Annotated in this window: 22 protein-coding genes and 1 pseudogene; 12 read left to right on the top strand and 11 right to left on the bottom strand. The window is 70.8% G+C overall.

What is annotated here, in order from left to right:
- Window positions 1–194 precede the first annotated feature (194 nt).
- Window positions 195–770, top strand: coding sequence for an SH3 domain-containing protein (locus tag MKK68_RS04650; RefSeq protein WP_147727712.1), 576 nt, complete (start codon window positions 195–197; stop codon window positions 768–770).
- A 60-nt stretch (window positions 771–830) separates the two neighbouring features.
- Here the strand turns inward: MKK68_RS04650 and irr are convergent, their stop codons facing one another.
- Complete coding sequence (irr, locus tag MKK68_RS04645) at window positions 831–1343, bottom strand: Fur family transcriptional regulator Irr (RefSeq protein WP_147727713.1); 513 nt, start codon at window positions 1341–1343, stop codon at window positions 831–833.
- A 264-nt stretch (window positions 1344–1607) separates the two neighbouring features.
- Between irr and fabA the strand changes: the two genes are divergently transcribed.
- The 3 genes from fabA (at window position 1608) to fabI (ending at window position 4753) form a co-directional block, all read left to right on the top strand.
- Window positions 1608–2135 carry a 3-hydroxyacyl-[acyl-carrier-protein] dehydratase FabA gene (gene fabA, locus MKK68_RS04640; protein ID WP_147727714.1) on the top strand — a complete coding sequence of 176 codons (528 nt, stop codon included), beginning with the start codon at window positions 1608–1610 and terminating at the stop codon, window positions 2133–2135.
- Between the two features lie 140 nt (window positions 2136–2275).
- On the top strand, window positions 2276–3502 hold the full coding sequence (fabB, locus tag MKK68_RS04635; RefSeq protein WP_147727715.1) for a beta-ketoacyl-ACP synthase I: 1227 nt from the start codon (window positions 2276–2278) through the stop codon (window positions 3500–3502).
- A gap of 420 nt (window positions 3503–3922) precedes the next feature.
- Window positions 3923–4753, top strand: a complete 831-nt coding sequence (fabI, locus tag MKK68_RS04630) for an enoyl-ACP reductase FabI (protein ID WP_244029004.1) — start codon at window positions 3923–3925, stop codon at window positions 4751–4753.
- A 96-nt stretch (window positions 4754–4849) separates the two neighbouring features.
- Here fabI and MKK68_RS04625 read toward each other — a convergent pair whose 3' ends face one another.
- The gene (locus tag MKK68_RS04625; RefSeq protein ID WP_244029002.1) at window positions 4850–5098 is read right to left on the bottom strand and encodes a hypothetical protein; all 249 of its coding nucleotides are present in this window, start codon (window positions 5096–5098) and stop codon (window positions 4850–4852) included.
- 67 nt (window positions 5099–5165) lie between these two features.
- Between MKK68_RS04625 and MKK68_RS04620 the strand changes: the two genes are divergently transcribed.
- The 3 genes from MKK68_RS04620 (at window position 5166) to MKK68_RS04610 (ending at window position 7270) form a co-directional block, all read left to right on the top strand.
- The gene (locus MKK68_RS04620) at window positions 5166–5393 is read left to right on the top strand and encodes a hypothetical protein (RefSeq protein WP_243936341.1); all 228 of its coding nucleotides are present in this window, start codon (window positions 5166–5168) and stop codon (window positions 5391–5393) included.
- 77 nt (window positions 5394–5470) lie between these two features.
- Window positions 5471–5710: a DUF2188 domain-containing protein gene (locus MKK68_RS04615; RefSeq protein ID WP_147726267.1), complete on the top strand. Its 240-nt coding sequence runs from the start codon at window positions 5471–5473 to the stop codon at window positions 5708–5710.
- 24 nt (window positions 5711–5734) lie between these two features.
- Window positions 5735–7270 carry a DUF6880 family protein gene (locus tag MKK68_RS04610; protein WP_244029001.1) on the top strand — a complete coding sequence of 512 codons (1536 nt, stop codon included), beginning with the start codon at window positions 5735–5737 and terminating at the stop codon, window positions 7268–7270.
- Between the two features lie 7 nt (window positions 7271–7277).
- Here the strand turns inward: MKK68_RS04610 and MKK68_RS04605 are convergent, their stop codons facing one another.
- Both MKK68_RS04605 and MKK68_RS04600 read right to left on the bottom strand, forming a co-directional pair.
- Entirely contained in the window at window positions 7278–7637 is a 360-nt protein-coding gene (locus tag MKK68_RS04605; protein WP_147726268.1) for a DUF427 domain-containing protein, read from the bottom strand.
- On the bottom strand, window positions 7634–8533 hold the full coding sequence (locus MKK68_RS04600) for a methyltransferase domain-containing protein (RefSeq protein WP_244028998.1): 900 nt from the start codon (window positions 8531–8533) through the stop codon (window positions 7634–7636). The genes MKK68_RS04605 and MKK68_RS04600 overlap by 4 nt, the downstream gene beginning before the upstream one ends.
- A 166-nt stretch (window positions 8534–8699) precedes the next feature.
- On the opposite strand from MKK68_RS04600, the gene MKK68_RS04595 reads away from it, so the two are divergent.
- Together MKK68_RS04595 and MKK68_RS04590 are read left to right on the top strand one after the other, a co-directional pair.
- Window positions 8700–8924: a hypothetical protein gene (locus tag MKK68_RS04595; RefSeq protein ID WP_147726270.1), complete on the top strand. Its 225-nt coding sequence runs from the start codon at window positions 8700–8702 to the stop codon at window positions 8922–8924.
- 111 nt (window positions 8925–9035) lie between these two features.
- Window positions 9036–9767 carry a ComF family protein gene (locus MKK68_RS04590; RefSeq protein WP_244029195.1) on the top strand — a complete coding sequence of 244 codons (732 nt, stop codon included), beginning with the start codon at window positions 9036–9038 and terminating at the stop codon, window positions 9765–9767.
- An 18-nt stretch (window positions 9768–9785) separates the two neighbouring features.
- On the opposite strand, the gene MKK68_RS04585 is transcribed toward MKK68_RS04590, so the two are convergent.
- Complete coding sequence (locus MKK68_RS04585) at window positions 9786–10376, bottom strand: GNAT family N-acetyltransferase (protein ID WP_244028995.1); 591 nt, start codon at window positions 10374–10376, stop codon at window positions 9786–9788.
- A 286-nt stretch (window positions 10377–10662) separates the two neighbouring features.
- Here MKK68_RS04585 and zapE point away from each other — a divergent pair, with 286 nt between their 5' ends.
- On the top strand, window positions 10663–11892 hold the full coding sequence (gene zapE, locus MKK68_RS04580; protein ID WP_244028993.1) for a cell division protein ZapE: 1230 nt from the start codon (window positions 10663–10665) through the stop codon (window positions 11890–11892).
- A 189-nt stretch (window positions 11893–12081) separates the two neighbouring features.
- Entirely contained in the window at window positions 12082–15018 is a 2937-nt protein-coding gene (locus MKK68_RS04575; RefSeq protein WP_244028991.1) for a response regulator, read from the top strand.
- 201 nt (window positions 15019–15219) lie between these two features.
- Here the strand turns inward: MKK68_RS04575 and MKK68_RS04570 are convergent, their stop codons facing one another.
- From MKK68_RS04570 to lspA, 6 genes are all read right to left on the bottom strand, one after another.
- Window positions 15220–15993 (bottom strand): ferredoxin--NADP reductase, encoded by a 774-nt coding sequence (locus MKK68_RS04570; RefSeq protein WP_147726273.1) that lies wholly within the window; start codon window positions 15991–15993, stop codon window positions 15220–15222.
- A gap of 137 nt (window positions 15994–16130) precedes the next feature.
- On the bottom strand, window positions 16131–17063 hold the full coding sequence (locus MKK68_RS04565) for a ring-cleaving dioxygenase (protein WP_244028989.1): 933 nt from the start codon (window positions 17061–17063) through the stop codon (window positions 16131–16133).
- Between the two features lie 104 nt (window positions 17064–17167).
- Window positions 17168–18466 (bottom strand): M16 family metallopeptidase, encoded by a 1299-nt coding sequence (locus tag MKK68_RS04560; protein WP_147726274.1) that lies wholly within the window; start codon window positions 18464–18466, stop codon window positions 17168–17170.
- Between the two features lie 60 nt (window positions 18467–18526).
- Entirely contained in the window at window positions 18527–19927 is a 1401-nt protein-coding gene (locus MKK68_RS04555; protein ID WP_147841090.1) for a M16 family metallopeptidase, read from the bottom strand.
- Between the two features lie 178 nt (window positions 19928–20105).
- Complete coding sequence (locus MKK68_RS04550; RefSeq protein ID WP_313898923.1) at window positions 20106–20777, bottom strand: hypothetical protein; 672 nt, start codon at window positions 20775–20777, stop codon at window positions 20106–20108.
- Between the two features lie 158 nt (window positions 20778–20935).
- Window positions 20936–21436: a signal peptidase II gene (gene lspA, locus MKK68_RS04545; protein WP_244028987.1), complete on the bottom strand. Its 501-nt coding sequence runs from the start codon at window positions 21434–21436 to the stop codon at window positions 20936–20938.
- Between the two features lie 190 nt (window positions 21437–21626).
- Here lspA and MKK68_RS29865 point away from each other — a divergent pair.
- Window positions 21627–21828: pseudogene (locus tag MKK68_RS29865) on the top strand (MBL fold metallo-hydrolase); the annotation flags it as partial.

The following is a 21828-nucleotide window of genomic DNA, read 5'->3' as shown; positions in this document are numbered from 1 at the left end:
CGCGGCGTCGACGCATCGTGGACCGGTCCCGTTCCCGGTTTCAAGCTCCGTTAACCGAGCTCCGCCAGACAGGAGCGGACGGCTTCCGGCCTCTCTACCAGAGGCAGGCCGGAACACAATCCGAAGTGCCGCGGCGGCACCAGCCCGCGGCGCGGGCGTTCTGTCGCCGACGTGCGAAGATCAGGAGATGGACGATGCGGCTGGCTCGGCTCTTCTTCGTGGGCGCCGCCCTCCTGGCGTCGCCCACCCTCACCCTGCCGGCTTCGATCGGGACGGCATCGGCCGCAGCGAGCGGCGGTCCCGAATCCGGAATCGGGCCCGTCACCAAGTTGCCGCTGCCGCGCTATGCCAGCCTGAAGACCGATCGCGTCAACCTGCGCGAGGGGCCCTCGAAGGATCACCGCACCCTGTGGGTGTTCCAGCGCGCCGGCATGCCGGTCGAGATCGTCGCCGAGTTCGAGACCTGGCGCCGCATCCGCGATTCGGAGGGGACCGAGGGTTGGGTCCTGCACTCGCTGCTCTCCGGCCGCCGGACCGCGATCGTCACCGCGTCCAAGGGCGCCGACAAGGCCGCGATCCCGCTGCGCGCGCGTGCCGACGACGGTGCCGAGGACGAAGCCCGCCTGGAGGCGGGCGTGATCGGCAGCGTGAAGACCTGCACCGGATCGTGGTGCCGCCTCGTCGTCGCCCTGCCCTCGAAGCACGACGTGGACGGCTACATCCACCAGGACCGCCTCTGGGGCGTCTACCCGAACGAGAAGGTCGACTAGGAAAAAAGGGCCCGGTTCGCACCGGGCCCTATTCTCGAGTCTGGAAGGTTCGGCGGCTGCTCAGCTCTGGCGGCGCGTGCCGGGCCGGCGGCGCAGGCGGACGATCACCTCGACGCCGGCGATCTCCATGCCTTCGGGCGCGTCGGGCAGCGATTCGACGGTGATGCCGCAATCGGGCATGTCCAGCACCTGCCCCTCGTCCTCGAGGAAGAAGTGGTGATGCTCCGACGGGTTGGTGTCGAAGTAGGCCTTCGACCCGTCGAGGGCGAGCTGACGCAGCAGGCCCGCCTCGGTGAACTGGTGAAGGGTGTTGTAGACCGTCGCCAACGACACCGGCACCTTGGCGCGCATCGCCTCGTCGTAGAGCATTTCCGCCGTCAGGTGGCGGTCGCCGCGCCCGAACAGCAGCCAGCCGAGCGACAGGCGCTGGCGCGTCGGGCGCAGGCCGGCGCGCCGCAGGCGGTCGCGCAGGTCTGAGAGCGGACAGCCACGGCGGGCGGCACCCGATGCATCCCCCGAGAGGGCCGGGATCCGGGCGTTGAGCGCGGCCTGTAGGGACAGCAGTTCGGACATCGGAGGGACTGAACGCTCGCGAGGGATGAAGAATTTCGCTTCCGTGTATATGGGAACGGTCGCCGGCTCGCAACACGCCGCGGTCGGCCCTCCCCCGCTCCGCGTGACGGCCGCATCGTTCGCACCAGCTTGGAACCGGCTCCGCGCCTATGCTAACGAGGCCGCCGAGTGCGCGGTTCGCCCCGTGTACGGCACGCGTGCCGGCGCCGAAGCCGGCCCGGGCCCGCCGACCGAAGCTCGCGACACGAGGACCGACCCGCCTTCATGACGTCCGACACCGAACAGACCGCCCCCCGCGCCTCGCAGTATTCCTACGAGGACCTGCTCGCCTGCGGGCGCGGCGAACTCTTTGGCGCGGGCAACGCCCAGCTGCCGCTGCCGCCGATGCTGATGTTCGACCGCATCACCGAGATCGGTGCCGAGGGCGGCGCCCACGGCAAGGGCCTGGTGCGCGCCGAGTTCGACATCCGGCCCGACCTCTGGTTCTTCTCCTGCCACTTCAAGGGCGACCCGGTGATGCCGGGCTGCCTCGGGCTCGACGCCCTCTGGCAGCTTGTCGGCTTCCATCTTGGCTGGCTCGGTTCGCCCGGCCGCGGCCGGGCGCTCGGCGTCGGCGAGGTCAAGTTCACGGACCAGGTCCTGCCGACGGTCAAGCAGGTGGTCTACGGCGTCGACCTGCGTCGGGTCCGGACCGGCAAGCTCGTCCTCGGCATCGCCGACGGATGGCTGGAAGCCGACGGCAAGCGGATCTACGAGGCCAAGGATCTGCGCGTCGCGTTGTTCCAGAGCTGAGCGGCGGACCTGATTCCGACGCGTCTCGCGCAACGAGGCGCGTCCTCGCCGGTTGGAAACAGGCCGGCGGCATCCTAGCTGACGAGGAAGCGTGACGCTCGCCCCATCCGGGGGGCGTCGCCGTGGAGACGAGTTCTTTCATGCGCCGTGTCGTCGTCACCGGGATGGGCATCGTCTCATCCATCGGAAACAACACCCAGGAAGTGCTCGCCTCGCTCCGCGAAGGGCGGTCCGGGATCACGCGCGATGGGTCCCACGCCGAGCACGGCTTCCGCAGCCAGGTCTCTGGCCGGCCCGACCTCGACCCTGAGGGCATCGTCGACCGCCGCGCCATGCGCTTCCACGGCGGCGGCAGCGCCTGGAACCACGTCGCGATGGATCAGGCGATCCGCGATTCGGGTCTCGAAGCCGGCGACGTCTCGAACGAGCGCACCGGCATCATCATGGGCTCGGGCGGTCCCTCGACCCGCGTGATCGTCGAATCGGCGGCGATCGCCCGCGAGAAGGGCCCCAAGCGGGTCGGCCCGTTCGCGGTGCCGAAGGCGATGTCCTCGACCGCGTCGGCGACGCTGGCGACTTGGTTCAAGATCAAGGGCGTCAACTACTCGATCGCCTCCGCCTGCGCGACGTCGAACCATTGCATCGGCAACGCCGCCGAGATCATCCAGGGCGGCCGCCAGGACATCATCTTCGCCGGCGGCTGCGAGGATCTCGACTGGACGCTCTCCGTCCTGTTCGACGCGATGGGCGCGATGTCCTCGAAGTTCAACGCGACGCCCGAGCGGGCCTCGCGCGCCTACGACGCGAACCGCGACGGCTTCGTCATCGCGGGCGGCGCCGGCGTGCTCGTGCTCGAGGAATACGAGCACGCCAAGGCGCGCGGCGCGCGGATCTACGGCGAGATCGCCGGCTACGGCGCGACCTCGGATGGGTACGACATGGTGGCGCCGTCCGGCGAGGGCGCGGTGCGCTGCATGCGCCAGGCGATGGAAGGCCTGAAGGGCGCACGGATCGACTACATCAACCCGCACGCCACCTCGACGCCGGTGGGCGACGAGAAGGAGATCGAGGCGATCCGCGAGGTCTTCGGCCGCGGTGAGGCCTGCCCGCCGATCGCGGCGACGAAGTCCCTCACCGGCCATTCGCTCGGCGCCACCGGCGTCCAGGAAGCGATCTACGCCCTGCTGATGATGAACAACGGCTTCATCAGCGCGAGCGCGCACATCGACGAGCTCGATCCCGCCTTCGCCGACATGCCGATCCTGCGCGAGCGCCGGGACGGGGCCAAGCTCGGGCACGTGCTGTCAAACTCGTTCGGTTTCGGCGGCACCAACGCGACCCTGGTGCTGAAGAACGTCGACGCCTGACGCGTCGAGCAAGACCTGCGATCCTCCCCCGGCGGCGACCGACACGGCATTCGGGAACGATCCGCGGCGAAAGGGATCGTTAACCACCGGAACCCATGCTTCCGGTTCCGGTTTCGTCGGAAAGCCATGCCTGGGAGCGGCGCGCGCATGACCTTCGTCCTGATCGGATTCGTGCTGGCTGCGGTGATCGTCGGCTCGGCCGGCATCTACGCCAAGCAGGCGCTGATCGACGACGCCAAGGCCCAGACGCGCGGCTATTTCTAGCGCGAACGCCCTCTTCGGCCGTCATCGAGCCCCGCCGGATGGCGGGGCTTTCGTTTTTTCCTCGTTGCCGATTGGACAGCGCCGTCCCCCGCGCCTAAGCGTCGGTCCCTGTCTACTGCGCCCGGAGAGGCGCATCGCTCGGGAGTGACGGATCGGATGACGGGTTTGATGGCGGGCAAGCGCGGCTTGATCATGGGCGTGGCCAACGACCACTCGATCGGCTGGGGCATCGCCAGAACCCTGCATCAGCACGGTGCGAAGCTTGCCTTCACCTATCAGGGCGATGCCCTCGGCAAGCGCGTCACGCCGCTCGCCGCCCGGCTCGATTCCGATATCGTCCTGCCCTGCGACGTGGAAGACCTCGCCTCCGTGGACTCGACCTTCGCGGTCCTGGACGAGCGCTTCGACGGCACCCTCGATTTCGTCGTCCACGCCATCGGCTTTTCCGACAAGGCGCAGCTCAAGGGTCGCTACGTCGACGTGACCACCCGCGAGAACTTCTCGCGGACCATGACGATCTCGTGCTTCTCGTTCACCGAGATCGCGCAGCGGGCGGCCAAGCGCATGCGCGAGGGCGGCTCGCTCCTGACGCTGACCTACGGCGGCTCCACCCGCGTGATGCCGAATTACAACGTGATGGGCGTGGCCAAGGCCGCGCTCGAGGCGTCCGTGCGTTATCTCGCCACCGATCTCGGCCCGGACGGCATCCGGGTGAACGCCCTGTCGGCCGGGCCGATGCGGACGCTGGCCGGCGCCGGAATCGCGGACGCGCGGCTGATGTTCAACCACCAGAGGGCACATGCGCCGCTGCGGCGCACCGTGACGCTCGACGATGTCGGCGGCTCGGCGCTCTACCTGCTGTCCGACCTCTCCAGCGGCGTCACCGGCGAAATCCACTTCGTCGATTCCGGCTACAACATCATCTCGATGCCGCGGCCCGACGTGCTGCAGGCGCAGGACGAGGCCGGCGTCGTCGGCGACGCCTGAGACGCCTTCGTCAGCGCGTCACGGCGATCAGGCCGATCACCAGGCTCGCCAGCAGCAGGATCAGGTGGATTCCGACGCCGTCGGCGAGCCACGCGCTCATTCCGGGATACGGCCCGGGGGCAGCAACCCGGGCTCGCGCACGGGGCGGCGGACCGCGCGGCGCTCGCGCCGCTCGATGACCGCCCGCGGCGGCGGGGCGGACGGGTAGTTCGACGCGAACGGATTCGACGGGACGCCCGATCCGGTGAGCCCCAGCGCGCTTCCGGCGTAGCCCTTGCCCTGCGCCAGGGCCGGAAGCGAACCGGCCGCGAGGATCGCGGCGGCGAGCGTTGTGCGGTAGGGCATCGATATCCTTCGTCCTGTGGCTCTTGTCAGATAGGGCTGCGGCGGCGCGGGCGGGAACGGAAATGTCATGGAACCGCATCGGATCGAGCGCGACGGCACGACCTACGACGTCACCTTCGAGCGTGCGCCCGAAGGCTGGGTCGCCCGCATCCGCCGGACGAGCGACGGCGCGGTGCACGTCGTCGCCTTCGCCGACGGCGTGGGCTACGCGGCGGACGATCCACGCGGCTCGCTGATCGCCGGTTGCGAGGCGGCGATCGAACGGCTGCCGTGGGGCGTCCCGACCAGGCACTGATCGCCCGGCCGGCGGAACCTGCGCGTCGCCCCCGTGTTCGCGCTGGACAGATCCTGTTCTCAAGACCGGAGTTTTCGATGTCCGAAGTCACCTATCACGTCGTCGAGCACGATGGCGGATACGCCTACAAGGTCGGCGACGTCTTCTCGGAGACCTTTCCGAGCCGCGACGAGGCCCTCCAGGCGGCACAGGCCGCCGCGGCCGAGCAGCAGGTGCCGGGCTCGACCGAGGGCATCCGCTATCAGGACGGTGCCGGCGCGTGGCACGACGAGACCGCGCGCGGCGACGACCGCCCGACCGCGAAGGTCGCGGACTGATCGAGACCCGTCCCGCGTCGAACGATGGCACGCAAGGCGGCCTCGGTGCCGCGGAAGCCGAAGACCGAACCGGAACCGGACGTCGTGCCGGTTCTGGCGAAGCTGCCGAAGGGTGCACGCCGCACGACGCCGTCCCGTGAGACGCTCGCCGCCCTCGCCCCCGATCGGCTCATCGGCCTGATCCTCGCCGAGACCGCCCGCAACGCCGCGTTCAAGAAGCTCGTGAGCGCGGCGCTCGCCTCCCTGCAGGGGCCGGAAGCGGTCGCGGCGATCGTCGACCGGCGGCTGACCGCCCTGGAGGGCGCCCGCGGCTTCATCGACTGGCAGAAGCGCCGGGCGTTCACCACGGATCTCGGCGCGATGGTCACGGTGATCCTCACCGAGCTCGCGCCGCTCGATCGCATGGCGGCTCTCGAACGCCTGGTGCGCTTCCTCGGCGGCGCCGACGCGGTGCTTAACCGCGTGGACGACGGTTCGGGCGCGATCCAGGCGATCTACGAGCGCGCTTCGGATGCCGTGGTCGAGATTGCCGCAGAGCTCGAGCCGGACGAGGCCGGGCGGTTCGCGCTGACGCTGATCCCGCGCTTCGTCGCCGACCCCTACGGGCCGTTCGGCGTGCTGATCCGCGATCTGGTCCCGCGCCTCCCCGCTGCCGCCCTCGCCTCGCTCGATGCGAAGCTCGCCGAGGCGGCGGACACGAAGCATCGGGCCGCGGATGCACCGAACGGGCCCGCGGCCTCGCGAGCCGATCTCCGCCACGGGAACATCCTGCGCGTCCGTCAGGACATCGCCGACCGGCGCGGCGACGTCGCGGCCTACATCGCGCTCGAGCAAGCGATCATGCCCGGCCGTCCCGACGGGACCGAGATCGCAGGGCGCCTGCTCGCGGCCGGGCGGGCCGCCGAGGCGCTAAATTGGATCCGCCGCCCGAAATCATCGCGGAGCGGCGTGATCACCCGCGCGATGCTCGCGACCGGAGATGCGGCGCTCGACGGCCCGGACCGCGAGCGGATCGGGCTGGAGATCCGCATCCTCGATGCGCTCGACCGACGCGAGGAGGCTCAGGCTCTGCGCTGGCAGGGGTTCGAAGCGACGCTCGACGCCGACATGCTCCGCGCGCACATCGCCAAGCTTCCGGATTTCGAGGACGAGGAGGTGCTGGAGCGCGCCCTCGACCACGTCGCCCGGCACGACGATGCCCATCGCGCGCTGGCCTTCCTGGTGGCGTGGCCGAGCCTCGACCGCGCGGCGCGCCTCGTCTTCGATCGCCGCGCGGAGTGGCGGAGCGAGGCCTATCGCCTGCTCGGTCTGGCGGCGGAGGCGCTGGAGCCCGATCATCCGGCCGCGGCGACGCTGCTGCTGCGCCGGATGATCGACGACATCCTCCGGGACGGACGCAGCAGCGCCTACCCCTATGCCGCCCGCCACCTCGCCGCCCTCGACGGAATGGCGCCGCGCCTGGCGCCGGGATCGATCGATCCGCCGCCCGAGGCCTACCGCACCGGCCTGCGGACGGCGCATGGACGCAAGCACGGGTTCTGGTCGCTCGTGCCGGCGTGAAGCTGAATCACACCGTCTCGATCGCGTCGACGCGGTCCGGGTAGAAGGCGAGATGCCCTGCGATCTCGGCGACCGCCGGAAACGGCGCCTCGTAGCTCCAGACCGCGTCGGGACGCGATGCGTCGCCGACCGCGAGGCTGAAGTAGCTCGCATCGCCCTTGTACGGGCAGTGGCTGGTCCGCGCCGACTTCGTGAAACGCGAGAGGTCGGCATCGCTGCGCGGAATGTAGAGAACCGGAGGGTACGACGCTTCCTTGAGGGAAAGCACCCGCTCGCTCTCGGCGACGGCGACGCCGTCGAGCATCACCCGGACGCGGCCCGGATGCGGCGTGATGGTGATCGGATGGTCGGGGCCGGGTTGCTTCATCGCGGAATCCTCTCGGTCGGGTTCAACTCGATGGTGCCGAGGGCGTCGGCGAGCCGTGCCTTCGCGCTGCCGGGCTTCAGCGGGACCTGCTGACTCGCATGCGGCGCCCAGCCGGTGAGCCACAGGATCTCGAAGCTGGCGCGAAGCCGCCCGTCCGCGTCGGCGAAGCGCGACGCGTAGATGTCCGCCATCCGCATCAGCGTCGCCCGCCGCAGGGGCGTGCGGCGGCGCTCGACCAGCGCGTTGGTCAGGCCCATGGCGCGCAGGTCCCGCATCAGGGAAAACGGGTCTGCGTAGCGCACCGTCACGGTCTCGGTGTCGGCGACCGGCAGGGCGAAGCCGGCGCGCTGCAGCAGGGCGCCGGCCTCGCGCACCTCGGCGAACGGCGCGACCCGCGGGCTGACGCCGCCCTCGACCTCGCTCTCGGCCTGGGCGAAGCTCGCCCGCAGCTCGTTCAAGGTGGCGCCGCCGAGCAGGCAGCCGAGGAACAGCCCGTCGGGGCGAAGCGAACGGCGGAGCTGCACCAGCGTCCCGGGAAGATCGTTGACGCCCTGGAGCGCCAGCAGCGACACGGCGAGGTCGAAACCCTCGGGCGCGGCCGGCAGCGCCTCGGGGTCGGCGACCGCCTGCCGGACGCCGGGCACGGCCCGGTCCAGGATCGGCGCGAGGCGCAGGACCGTCGCGTCGGGGTAACGCGCCGACAGGACGCGCGCGGCCGCCGCGGTCGGCGTCGCGAGATCGAGGCTTCGGGTGAAGTCGCGCAGCACCGCGCCGAGGCGATCGTCGAGATCCTCCGCGACACGGGCGATCAGGAAATCGGCAAAGCCCGCACGCTGCGCCCGCGCCAGGCGTCGGCGGGTGAGGACGGTGTCGAACAGGGGCGAAGGCGCTGTCATCTGCCCCATCACATGGCGCTCGGATCGCTGTCTTGCCAGCGGCGCGACCGACGGGTGGCGAGGCCCGGACGACGATCACACTTCTGAGAGGGTGGAACGGGACCGGGGCGTCGCCGTTCCTGGTCAGTTCCATCGGCCGCTCGGCCGCGTACCGGAGTCCCATCCCATGATCCGCTTCCTGTCCGGGGCCGCGCTGGCCCTCTCGATCGTCGCTTTCGGCTCGGCCGCCGATGCCAAGGGTTGCATCAAGGGCGCCATCGTCGGCGGGATCGCCGGGCACTATGCCGGCCATCATGGGCTCGTCGGCGCCGCGGCCGGCTGCGCCATCGGCCGCCATCGCGCGAATGCCGAGGCCCGCCGCAACGACCAGACCGCGCCGACGACGCGCTGAGGCACGCTCCCGATCGCGTCGGTGCGGCGGACGGATCGGGCCGTGCACGCGCCTGAGACGTCGAGCATCGAGATCGGCCGTGCGACGCAGGGCGCGCGGCCTTTCGCCGTTCTGGGTCGCGCTGCCCGCGCCGTGGTCGGTCTCGTCTACCCGCCGTCCTGCGCCGGCTGCGGCGCGGCGACCGCCGATCCCGGCGCGCTCTGCCCGTCCTGCTGGGCCGGCCTGCGCTTCATCGAGGAGCCGTGCTGCGCGCGGTACGGCACCCCGTTCGCCGTCGATCTCGGAATCGGTCCCCTGCTGTCGCCGCGGGCGATCAGCGAGCCGCCGGTCTTCGCGCGGGCCCGCGCCGTGGCGCTCTACGACGACACCGCCCGCGGCCTCGTCCATCGCCTGAAGTACCAGGACCGCCTCGACCTCGCCAAGGCGATGACCGCGATGATGGCGGCGTCCGGCGCGGCGCTGATCGCGGAGGCCGACTGCGTCGTGCCGGTGCCGCTGCATCGCTGGCGCCTGTGGCGGCGGCGGTTCAACCAGGCGGCGCTGCTGGCGCGGCCGGTCGCCCAGGCCGGCAGCCTGCCGTTCCTGCCGCAGGCCCTGGCGCGGGTGAAGGCGACGCGCTCGCAGGTCGGGCTGACTCGCGCCGGGCGTGCCGAGAACCTTCAGGGCGCCTTCCGGGTGCCGGCGGCGCATCGGGCCGGCATCCAGGGACGGCGCGTCCTCCTCGTCGACGACGTCACCACCACCGGCGCGACCGCCAACGCCGCCGCCCGCGCCCTGCTGCGCGGCGGGGCGGCCTCGGTCGACCTGCTCACCTTCGCCCTGGTGGCCGACCCGATCGGTTGAGCGGGGGCGCGATCGTTCTCACGCGGGCGGCGGGTTTCGCGACTGAAGCGCCGCGATCGTCAGGTCGAACGCCTCGGCGATGCTCTCGTGCCAGAGCGAGAACGGGGTGGGCCGTTCGAGGTGCACGGCGGCCTCGGCCTCCGTCCCGCTGGCCTGCAAGTCGGCGCCGTGCCGGATCGCGAGGCGGCGCATCGGTCCGTTCATGGCCAAGCACCGCACGTGCAAATCGCCGACGCCACGATTGCGCGCCGCTTCCGTGATCCGCGCGAACAGCGCCCCGCCGATGCCGCGACGCCGGTAGGCGCGCTCCACCGCGAAGGCCGGCTCGGCCTGCCTGCCGAGGTCGAGCGGCGTCGCACCCGGGCCGGACGGTCGCAGCTCCGCGACCCCGCGCAGGGTGCCGGACACAAAGGCACCGAAGATCAATCCGTCGGCCATGACGGCGCGCTCGGCATAGGCACGGATCCCGGCCTCGCCGACGCTTCCCATGAACCGGTTCGCGCGGGTTTCGGGGTCCAAGCGCAGGAAGTAGGCGAGGATCTGCGCGCGGTCGCTCGCGCGCAGGCGTCGGATCGTGTGTCCCGCCGGTTTCGGCTCGGGCAATGCCATGTGCAGGTCTCCGGTATCGGCGCGCTGGGTGCGCGCATCCGGGCGTGCCCTCCCTCGAGGCAGGCAGGGTCTCACACCGCCAAGCCGATTGTGCAATGCAACAATTCGTCGTCGCATCGCGTCGCCAGGGCTGACATGCATGCAGGGGATGGAACCACTTCTGTTGCATCGCGGTGCGACGCGGGGTTGATCGACCCGCCCGCGCGCGGCAGACGGTTGGGACGGGTCCCGCGTTGCAGCACCGCGCGGATGCCGAGCAGGATCCCGTGGTCGTGAGCCGGAAGCCGTGAGCCCAACCTCGCCGAGCCATGCGCCCTCCGCCGATGCGCGCAGCGGTGCGCTTTCTCCCGGCCCCGTCCACGATCGCTACGAGGCGCTGATCGCCTCCGGCGCGATCGAGCGCGACCCGGCCCAGGCGCGGCTGGTGCGCGCCCTCGACCGCCTGGTCCTCGACCTCGAGCGGAGGCGTCGCGCCAAGAAGGGCAGCGCGCTCGGCTGGCTGTTCTCGCGGAAGGACAGCGTCGGGCCGCCGAAGGGCCTCTACATCTGGGGCTCGGTCGGGCGCGGCAAGACCATGCTCATGGACCTGTTCCACGAGGCCGCCCCCGGGCCGAAGCGCCGCGTCCATTTCCACGGCTTCCTCGCCGACGCGCACGAGCGCATCCACGCCTACCGCCAGGCGCTGAAGCGCGGCGAGGTGAAGGGCGACGACCCGATCGGCCCCGTCGCCGACGCGCTCGCCGACGAGGCGACGCTGCTGTGCTTCGACGAGTTCACGGTCACCGACATCGCCGACGCGATGATCCTCGGCCGGCTGTTCGGCGCGCTGTTCAGGCGCGGCGTGACGGTAGTCGCGACCTCGAACGTCGAGCCGGACCGCCTCTACGAGGGCGGCCTCAACCGCGCGCTGTTCCTGCCCTTCGTCGAGGAGCTGAAGGAGCGGGTCGAGGTGCTGCGCCTGGATTCGCGCACGGATTTCCGCCTTGAGAAGCTCGGCGGCGCATCGGTCTACCATGTGCCCGCGGACGCGGAGGCCCGAGCCGCGATCGATGCCGCGTTCAAGGGGCTGACCGGGAAGGCCAAGGGCCGGTCGGCGACGATCACCGTGCACGGCCGCGCCGTGCCGGTGCCGCAGGAGGCGGCCGGCGTCGCCCGGTTCTCCTTCGCCGACCTCTGCGCCCAGCCGCTCGGCGCCTCCGACTACATGGCGATCGCCCGGGCCTTCCACACGGTGATCGTCGAGGACATCCCGGTGATGGGCGAGCAGAACCGCAACGAGTGCAAGCGCTTCATCACCCTGATCGACACCCTGTACGACCGCCACGTGAAGCTCGTCGCCTCGGCCGCGGCGGAAGCGCAGGACCTCTACACGGTCCGCGAGGGCCGCGAGGCCTTCGAGTTCGACCGCACCGTGTCCCGCCTGATCGAGATGCGATCGACCGAATACCTCGCCCTGCCGCATGGACGGGCGGATTCGGAAGCCTCCGGCGCCACGACCGGCCTCGTCGAGACCTGATGCGGCTTCGCGGCCGCCCGAGCTTCGACGGGTAAGGCTTCGACAACCGCCCCGTCCCGTCTATGTCTGCGCAGGTCGCCTCGGCACGTCGCCGGGCCGATCCGAGGCGCCCGAGATGATCACCGATACGAAACACCCGCTCGCCGCGGGTGGTGCTGCGATGCGGGGCGGGTTCGGGATGGTCGTCGCGTGGTGAGCCCCCGATCGATCTCGTTCCTGCGTCGGTCGAACTGGCGCAGCGCACGGCCCTTCGCCGGGCTGCTCGGCTCGCCGGTCGCCTTCGGCCTCCTGATCGTCGCCCTGGTGGCGGGTGGCTGGAACTACGTCGGCGGCGAGGCGAGCCGCGCGGCGGTCGCGGCCGGAAACACCCGGATCTCGGGGCTCGAGCGGCTGCTCTCGGCGGTGAAGGACCTCGAGACCGGCGAGCGCGGCTACGTCCTCGTCGGCGGCGACGTCTACCTCGAGCCCTACCAGAAGGCGCTCGGCGCGATCGACACCGGTCTCGCCGGGCTCGGCAGCCTCGCCCAGGTGCCGCTGCGCCAGGGCGGGACGTCCCTTGCCGCTCTCATCGCGGACAAGCGCGACTTCGCGGCCCGGGTCGTCGCCGCGCGGCGGGACGTGAGCTTCGATGCGGCGACCGAGATCGTCCGCACCGGCGTCGGCAAGCAGCAGATGGACGCGATCCGCGCCGAGACCGCAGGATTGCAGGCCTCGATCGCCCGGCGGATGGAGGCCGATCGCAGCCGCGACGCCGCGCGTTCCCTGCTGCTGTCGATCCTCACGGCGGTCTGCGCGGTCGTGGCGATCGTGCTCCTCGCCCGCCTCGCCCTCGTCCGCCGCCGGGAGGCGATGCGGATGTCGGGCCTGCTCGACGGGGTGCTCGCCAATGCCCCCGTCGGCCTCGGCTTCCTCGACCGCGATCTCAAGATCCGCCACATGAACCGGGCGCTGGCGGTGATGAGCGAGCGCGGCTTCGGCGCCGATCTCGGCGCCCCGATCTGGGCGATGCTGCCGACCCTCGCCGACGCCCTGGGTCCGAAGCTCGCCGCAGCCCTCCACGAAGGGCTGGTGACGCCCGACGTGCCGGTCGCCGTCCCGACGCCCTCGGCCCCCGGCGGCGTGCGCCGCTTCTCGATGAGCTTCTATCCCCTCCGCGGCACCTCCTCTGAGGTCGAGCCGGCGATCGAGGGCGTCGGCATCGTCGTTCTCGACGAGACCCTGCGCTGGATGGTCGAGGAGCGCATGCGCCGCAGCGAGGAGCGCTTCCGCTCGCTGATCGAGGCGAGCGCGTCAATCGTCTGGACCGCGACGGCCGAGGGTACCTTGCACCCGCGGCAGGCCTCCTGGACGCGCTTCACCGGCCAGGACGACGCGGCCTATGGCGGGGAGGGCTTCCTCGACGCGATCCACGTGGACGACCGGGCGCATACGGCCGAGGCCTGGACCGTGGCGGTCTCGACGCTGCAGCCCTACGAGACCGAGCACCGCCTGCGCCGGGCCGACGGCGAGTACCGCCACATGGCGGTGCGCGCCGTGCCGATCCTCGCCGAGGACGGGCGCCTGCGGGAATGGGTCGGCACGCATACCGACATCACCGAGCGCAAGGCGGCCGAGGCCGCCGTCGAGGCGGCTCGTCAGGCGGCGGAGGACGCCAACCGCGCCAAGAGCCAGTTCCTGGCTAACATGAGCCACGAGCTGCGCACGCCGCTGTCTGCGGTGATCGGCTATTCCGAGATGCTGCAGGAGGAGCTGGAAGACCTCGGCGAGCCCTCGCTGATCGCCGACATGAAGAAGATCGAGTCGAACGCCCGCCACCTTCTCGGGCTGATCAACGACGTCCTCGACCTGTCGAAGATCGAGGCCGAGCGCGTGGAGATCTACGCCGAGGACTTCTCCGTCGCCGAGGTCGTGGCCGAGGTCGCCGCCACGGTCGAGGGTCTGATCGCCAAGAAGGAGAACGCTCTCGACCTGACGATCGCCGAGGACGTCGGCACGGCGCATACCGACGTGACCAAGCTGCGCCAGTGCCTGATCAACCTTCTGAGCAACGCGGCGAAGTTCACCGAGAACGGCCGCATCGGCCTTACCGTGACGCGCGATGCGGAGGCCAGGCTCTGCTTCGCGGTCAGCGATACGGGGATCGGCATGACCGACGAGCAGGTCGGGCGGCTGTTCGAGCGCTTCACCCAGGCCGACGCCTCCACGACCCGGCGCTTCGGCGGCACCGGGCTCGGCCTCTCGATCACCCGCGCCTTCGCCGAGCTGCTGGGCGGCACCGTCGAGGTCGCGAGCCGCGAAGGCGCAGGCAGCACCTTCACGCTGATCCTGCCGGCGCAGTTCTCCGGCCCCGACGCCGGAGCGGCACACGGGGAGGATACGGCGGTGGGAAACCGCATCCTCGTCATCGACGACGATGCGGCGACGCGCGACCTGCTCGCGCGCTTCCTCGAGAAGGAGGGCTTCGTGGTCTCCACGGCGGAGGACGGACGCCAGGGCCTGGAACGGGCCAGGGCCCTGCGCCCCCGCGCGATCCTCCTCGACGTGACCATGCCGCGGATGGACGGCTGGTCGGTGCTGCGCGCGCTCCGGGCCGACCCTGAACTCGGCGCGACGCCGATCATCATGGTGACGGTGCTCGACGAGCAGAACCTCGCCTTCTCACTCGGCGCCACCGACTACCTGCACAAGCCGATCGAGTGGGGGCACCTCAAGGCCGTCACCGACCGGTTCCGCCCCGGCAATGCCGAGGGACCGATCCTCGTCGTCGAGGACGATCCCGACGCCCGCGAGCGCGTGACGACCTTCCTGGAACGCGAGGGCTTTCCGGTGCGCTCGGCCGAGCACGGCAAAATCGCGCTGGAGGAGGTGGCGCGGGAGAAGCCCGCCCTCGTTCTCCTGGACCTGATGATGCCGGAGATGGACGGCTTCGGCTTCCTGCGCGCCCTGCGGACGCGGGCGGAGTGGCGCGACATCCCCGTGGTGGTGCTCACCGCCAAGGACATCACGGCCGAGGACCGACGCCGGCTCGCCGGGCAGGCGGACCGGGTGATCAGCAAGGGCTCGGTCAGCCTGTCGGACCTGGCTCAGGAGGTGCGGGGTCTGGTGGGGATTCCAGCGCAGGATTGAGAAGGGCGCAGCTGCCCGAAACGATCGCGCGAGCGATCACGGTGGCCATGCCCTCCCCGTCATCCCGGGGCGCCGAAGGCGAACCCGGGCTCCGGAACCGCAGGTCGTGCTCCAGCTTGCGCCCTCGGCGGTTCTGGATCCCGGGCTCCGCTGCGCCGAGCCGGGACGACGACGGTGGTTCTCGGCGGGTCCCGGAAGACCCTACTTCTCGACGAAGGCCTTCTCGATCACGTAGTGACCGGCCTCGCCGTGGTTGCCCTCCTCGTAGCCGCCGTTGGTCAGCAGCTCGCGGGTGTCGCGGATCATGTCGGGGCTGCCGCAGAGCATGAAGCGGTCGTTCTCGACCGACATGTTCGGCAGGCCGATATCCTCGAACAGCTTGCCCGAAGTCATCAGGTCGGTGATGCGGCCGCGGTTGCGGAACGGCTCGCGGGTCACGGTCGGGTAGTAGATCAGCTGCGCGCTGATCATTTCGCCGAGGAACTCGTGCTTCGGCAGGCTCTCGGTGATGGTCTCGCCGTAGGCGAGCTCCTGCACCTGCCGGCAGCCGTGGACGAGCACGACCTTCTCGAAGCGCTCGTAGGTCTCCGGGTCCTTGATGATCGACATGAAGGGCGCGAGCCCGGTGCCGGTGCCGAGGAGGTAGAGGTTCTTGCCCGGAAGCAGGTTGTCGAGCACCAGCGTGCCGGTGGGCTTCTTGCCGACGATGATCGGGTCGCCGACCTTGAGGTGCTGCAGCTTCGAGGTGAGCGGGCCGGCCTCGACCTTGATCGAGAAGAATTCCAGCTCCTCCTCGTAGTTGGCCGAGACGACGCTGTAGGCGCGCAGCAGCGGCCGGCCTTCGACCTCGATGCCGATCATCGTAAACTCGCCGTTCCGGAAGCGGAAGGCCGGATCGCGGGTCGTGCGGAAGGAGAAGAGCGTGTCGGTCCAGTGGTGGACCGACAGAACGCGCTCCTCGTAGAACTTGCTCATCGACTGAGGTGTCCCGAATCCCGATGGGTTTGGCGGTCTTTTCGCAGGTGCGGAACGCAGGTCAAGACGCGCCGACGACACACAGCCATGCAACCGCAACTGATTGGAATCGCTCTTAATACCCGCGGCGATCCGACCTAGAGCGGCTTCAGCCCGGCCTCGATCTCGGCGCGCCGCGGCTCGAGGAACGGCGGCAGGGCGAGGCCCTGACCGAGCCGGTCGAGCGGCTCGTCCGCGGTGAAGCCGGGGCCGTCGGTGGCGATCTCGAACAGGATGCCGTTCGGCTCGCGGAAATACAGGCTGCGGAAGTAGTAGCGGTCGACCGGACCGCTCGACGGCATCCGCCGCACCTTGAGCCGGTCGGCCCAGGCTGCGTAATCCGCATCGGGGATTCGGAAGGCGACGTGGTGCACCGAGCCGGCGCCCTGGCGGGCGGGGGCGGAGGCGTCGCCGACGAGCTGCACCTCGGCGGCCGACCCGCCCTCTCCCATGGCGAAGACGTGGACCGTTCCCTCAGGCGCCTCGAAGCTGCGGTCATGCCGCATCCCAAGGACGTCCACGAGCACCGAGCCGGTCCGCTCCGGCTGAGCGACGGCGAGGCGGATCGGGCCGAGCCCGCGGATCTGATGCTCGGGCATCACCGGGCTGCCGGCCCAGGGGTGCGCATCGCCCGCGCCGCCGTCGTCGACGAGGCTCAGGCGCTGGCCTTCCGGATCCTCGAAATCCAGGGTCAGGCGTCCGTCGCGCTCGACCGGCTCGGAGTGGGCCACGCCCTCCCGCGCGAGGCGCTCGCGCCAAGCGTCGATCGCCGCCGGGCCGGCGACGCGCAGGTGCGTGCGGGTGATGCTGTTCGTCCCGCGCCGCTCGGGCGGCGCCGGCCAGTCGAAGAAGGTCACGTCGGTGCCGGGCGAGGCCAGCCCGTCGGCGTAGAACAGGTGGTAGGCCGAGACGTCGTCCTGGTTCACCGTCTTCTTGACGAGCCGCAGGCCGAGCACGCGGGTGTAGAACGCGTGGTTCTCCGCGGCCCGCGCGGTGATGGCGGTGAGATGGTGGATCCCGGTGAGCTGCATCGGCGAGAGCATCTTCCGTCGAAGCGGTCGCCGGTCCGGCGAAAGAACGTGCGGCACCGCGAAAAGATGGAACAGTCCCCACGACGGGGGTCATCGAGCCTGTGTCAGAGGCCGACCGGCCGCCCGGCGGCGACGACCAGCATCCGGCCGTCGGCGAAGGTCCGCGCGCCGGCGCGGCGGATGTCGTCCTGCGTGACCGAGGACACCAGGGCGTTGCGGCGCTCGATGTAGTCCATTCCTAGGCCCTCGAACGCGATCTGCACCAGCTGGTGGGCGATCTTGGTCGAGGTGTCGAAGCCGAGCGCGTAGGAGCCGGTCAGGTAGTCCTTGGCCTTCTGCAGCTCCTCGTCGTCCGGGCCGTCGGCGATCAGGCGGTTGATCTCGTCCCCGATGACCGACAGCGCCTCGCCGACGCGCTCGTTCTTGGTGGCGGTGTAGCCCCAGGTCATCGCCGCCGAGCGATGGCTGACCAGCGAGGTCCCGACCGAGTAGGCGAGGCCGCGCTTCTCGCGGACCTCCTGGAACAGGCGCGAGGTGAAGGCGCCGCCGCCGAGAATGTGGTTGAGCACGTAGGCGGGAATGAAGTCGGGGTCGCGCCAGGCGACGCCGGCCATGCCGAAGCGAATTACCGATTGCGGCACGTCGAGATCGACGACGACGCGCTTGCCGAGGTCGCCCACCGTGGTCCGCTCGATCGCGCGCAGGCCGCCGGCCTCGGGCAGCGCACCGAAGGCGCGGTCGAGGCTCGCGGCGAGCTGTTCGGCGCCGATCGCGCCGACGGCGGCGACCTTCACCGCGCCGCGACCGAGCAGCCGGGCATGCATCGCCACGAGGTCGTCGCGGGTGATCGCCGAGACCGCCTCGATCGTGCCCGAGGACGGGCGTCCGTAGGCGTGCCCGGCGAACGCTTCGGCGAAGAAGCGGCGCGAGGCCATCACGCCCGGATCGTTCTGCTGGTAGCGCAGGCCGGCGATCACCTGGCCGCGGACCCGCTCGATCGCGTCGGCGTCGAAGCGCGGCTTCGCGAGCGCCAGGGCCAGCAGCTCGATTGCTTCGTCGGCGTGCTTGACCAGCATCTTCAGCGAGCCGCCGATCGCGTCGGGGCCGGCATGGAACGACAGCTCGATGGCGCGCGCCGCGAGCCGCTCCTGGAAGGCGTCGGAGCCGAGATCGCCCGCGCCCTCGTCGAGGAGGCGTGCCAGCATCTGGGCGCAGCCCGACTTGCCCTCGGGGTCCTGCGCCGCGCCGCCCTCGAAGGTGAAGGCCAGGGCGATCATCGGCACCACCGGCGATTCGACGTGCCACGCCTCGATGCCGGCGGCGGTCTGGATCGGCAGCGCCTTGGCCGGACTCGCCTTGGAGCGGACCGGGGTCTCGGCCAGGTCGGTGTCGGCGAAGTTCATGGACGACCTCGTTGTTCTTGATGTCTGGGTGCGGCGCCGGGCGCCGCAGGCCGAACGTCTCTACTCGGCGGCGATGGCCATCGGTGCGTCCGGGTCGCTGGACTTGACGAGGTAGCCGGTGACCGAGCGCGACGGCGTCAGCCAGCGCTCGCTCGCCTCGGCTAGGCGCTCCCGGGTGACGCCCTCGATGTCGGACGGCCAGCGCCGCACTTCCTCGATGGTCTCGCCGATGGCGAGCGCGGAACCGTAGATGCGGGCGAGCGAGGACTGGCTGTCGGAAGAGTACACCGTCTCGGCCACGAGGCGGGTCTTGGCCCGCTCGATCGCCTCGGCGTTCAGCGCATCCGACGGCACGCGCCGCAGCACGCGGTCGACCTCGGCCTCCAGCTTCTCCAGGCTGACGCCCTCGGCGGGCACCGCGTAGACGGAGAAGCGGGTGTCATCGATCGCCGAGCCCATGTACCAGGCGCCCGCGTTGACCGCGAGGCCGCTTTCCATCACCAGCTTGCGGTAGAGATAGGAGGTGGAGCCGCCGCCGAGCACCTCGGCGAGCAGCTCGAGATCGTGACAGCCGCCGTCGCGGGCGGTGATGCAGGACGGGGTGAGATAGAGCCGCTGCAGCGTCGGCTGCTCGACCTTCGGGTCCGCCACCGCGAGGCGGCGCAGCGCCTTCGGCTCCGGCTCGCGCGCACGGACGCGGATCGGGCGGGCGCCCTGCGGCGCGACGCGCCCGTAGGTCGCCTCGGCCAGGCGCCGGACCTCGTCGGGCGTCACGTCGCCGGCGACCACCAGGATCGCGTTCTCGGGGGTGTAGAAGCGCTTGTAGTAGTCGAGGGCGTGGCCGCGGTTCAGCTCCTCGATCTCGTGCATCCAGCCGATGATCGGGATGCCGTAGGGATGGTGCACGAAGAGCGAGGCGGCCATCGCCTCCGAGAGCTGGGCCGACGGGTCGGTCTCGACCCGCATGCGGCGCTCCTCGAGCACCACGTCGCGCTCCGGCGCCACCACCGCGTCGTCGAGGACGAGGCCGGTCATGCGGTCGGCCTCGAACGCCATCATGGTGTCGAGGTTGTCGCGGGCGACGCGCTGGAAATAGGCGGTGTAGTCGTAGGAGGTGAAGGCGTTCTCCTGGCCGCCGAGGCCGGAGACGGCCTTGGAGAAGGCGCCGACCGGGTGCTTCTCGGTGCCCTTGAACATCAGGTGCTCGAGGAAGTGGGCGATGCCCGACTGGCCGAGCGGATCGTCGGCCGAGCCGTTGCGATACCAGATCATGTGGGTGACGACGGGCGCGCGGTGATCGGGCACCACCACCACGTCGAGGCCGTTGTCGAGGGTGAAGGCCGACACCTCCGGCCCGCCGGCTTCCGAGCGCCCGAACGGCGCCGCCTCGGCGCGTCCCGCATTCGCGAAACGGCCGCCGGCCGGGAACAGGGTGGGCGTCGCCTTCCTGAGCAGATGCATTCCGTCTTCCCTCGTGCGGCCCCGAAGGACCGTCCGTTTCTGGTTCGATGCGGGGCTCCGAGCGCGCCGGCATCGTCTAAAATGGCACGTCCCGTATCTAAATTGGCAAGTCCCGTACCGGATTTGCCAGTCCCGGTCCCGTGCGGAACCGAGACGCGCCGTGTGTCACATCCGCACCTCAGCGCGCCCGCTGCTCACGCAGATAGACACCCGGATCGGCTTCGTCGCGCTCGCGGGTCGGGTTGTTGATCGGGTCGGTGGTGTTGCGGACGATCTTCCGCGGCGGCTGGCGATAGCCCTTGGGCGGGTCGGTGAGCACGTCGCGCGACGGCTCGGCCGCCGCCGGCTCCGTCTTCTCGTTGCCGATCCCCCGGATCAGGTCGAGCGGGTTGACCCAGGAATCTTCGCGGCTGTTCTCGCCGGGCTTGCGCTCGATCTCGCGGGTCAGGTTGGCGTCGGCGCGCCGGCCGGACCGCATCTCGTCGATCGAGAGCGTCGCGTTGTTGTCCTCGTAGCGACCCTGCGCCTGGCTGCCCTTGGGCAGACGGCGCTCGGCGGCGGCGCGCTCGCGCTCGACCACCTCGGGTTCCTTGGGCCATTGCGCCGAGGCGGCGCCGGCGCGGGGCGCCGGAAGGGACTTCCCGTCGAGCTTGGGCGGCATCACCAGCGGCGCGCGCTCGCGATACTCGATCGGCGCCTGCGGCTTCTCGAGAAGGCCGATGCCGCTCAAGGTGTTGCGCAGCAATTCGCCCGTTTCCTGGGCCTGGACCGTCGACGGCAGGGCGATCGCCGCCGCCGCCATGAGAATGAGCTCCCGATACCCGATCATGATGCCCCGCAGCTTGCCCACCGATGCCCGATCCCCGTTCCGGGGTTCTCGAAGCGGCCGCACGGTTGACGGCCTGATCCGGCGCTTCGGGTCTGGGACCGGTTTCCGGCGATCGTATGGCGCCTTGACCGCTCCCGGCCAGCCGCCGGCGACAGGTGGCTGTGGATGTGGTCTCCCGGTCACGCCGGCGGCGGCTCGCCCGGCGGGCCGGGGCGCCGCTCCGGCAGCACGCTGTCGAGGATCAGCCCGACGACGCCCGCCACGATCGCCGCGTCGGCGATGTTGAACACGTACCAGGACCAGGCCCCGGCATGCAGGTGGACGAAGTCGAACACCGCGCCGTAGGCCGCCCGGTCGATCGCGTTGCCGAGCGCGCCCCCGGCGATCAGCCCGAGCGCGGTCGCGAGCAGGCGCGAACCGGTGCGGGTCATCCACACGCTGAGGCCGAGGGCCGCCGCGAGCGACAGCGCCACCAGCAGCCAGCGGCCGATGCCGCCCTCTTGCTGGAACAGGCCGTAGGACACGCCCCTGTTCCAGACTACGACGAACTCGGCGTAGGGGCCGAAGCGCCAGGGCTGGGTCAGGACCAGGTCGGTACCGAAGTAGAGCCCCAGCTTCGAGGCCTGATCGAGGATCAGCGTCGTCAGGAGGGCGAGGAGTCCGAGGCGCCCGGGCGTCATCGGGTAGCCCCATCTTCCGTCGCGACGGCGACGGAACGCGGACGGGTCGCGAACGGGGTTTCCCCGTCATCTCGGCGCGCCGGAGGCGAGCCCGCGATCCGGAAAAGCCGGTCGTGCCCGACGCGGCGCCGTCGGCAGCCCCCGATCCCGGTCGCGGCGGCGCAGATCCGGGAAGACCGGATCGGAGCCGCTGCGGTGCGCCCCGCGCCGGCCACTCTCTCCCCCTAAACTCCCTGCTGCGTCCGCCCGGCTCCCGCTCGGAATTCCCCTCCCCGCAATGGCCGCGCCCGTGAATGGCCCGTACCGGATCGGCGCGTTCACGGTGACGCCGTTGCGCGACGGCCTCTTTCCGCTGGAGCCGAGCATGATCCCGGCCGCCGAAAGCCAGGCGG

It is taken from the genome of Methylobacterium sp. E-016 (genome assembly GCF_022829745.1).
GTDB lineage: Bacteria > Pseudomonadota > Alphaproteobacteria > Rhizobiales > Beijerinckiaceae > Methylobacterium.
This window is presented reverse-complemented; position numbering and strand designations above follow the sequence as displayed.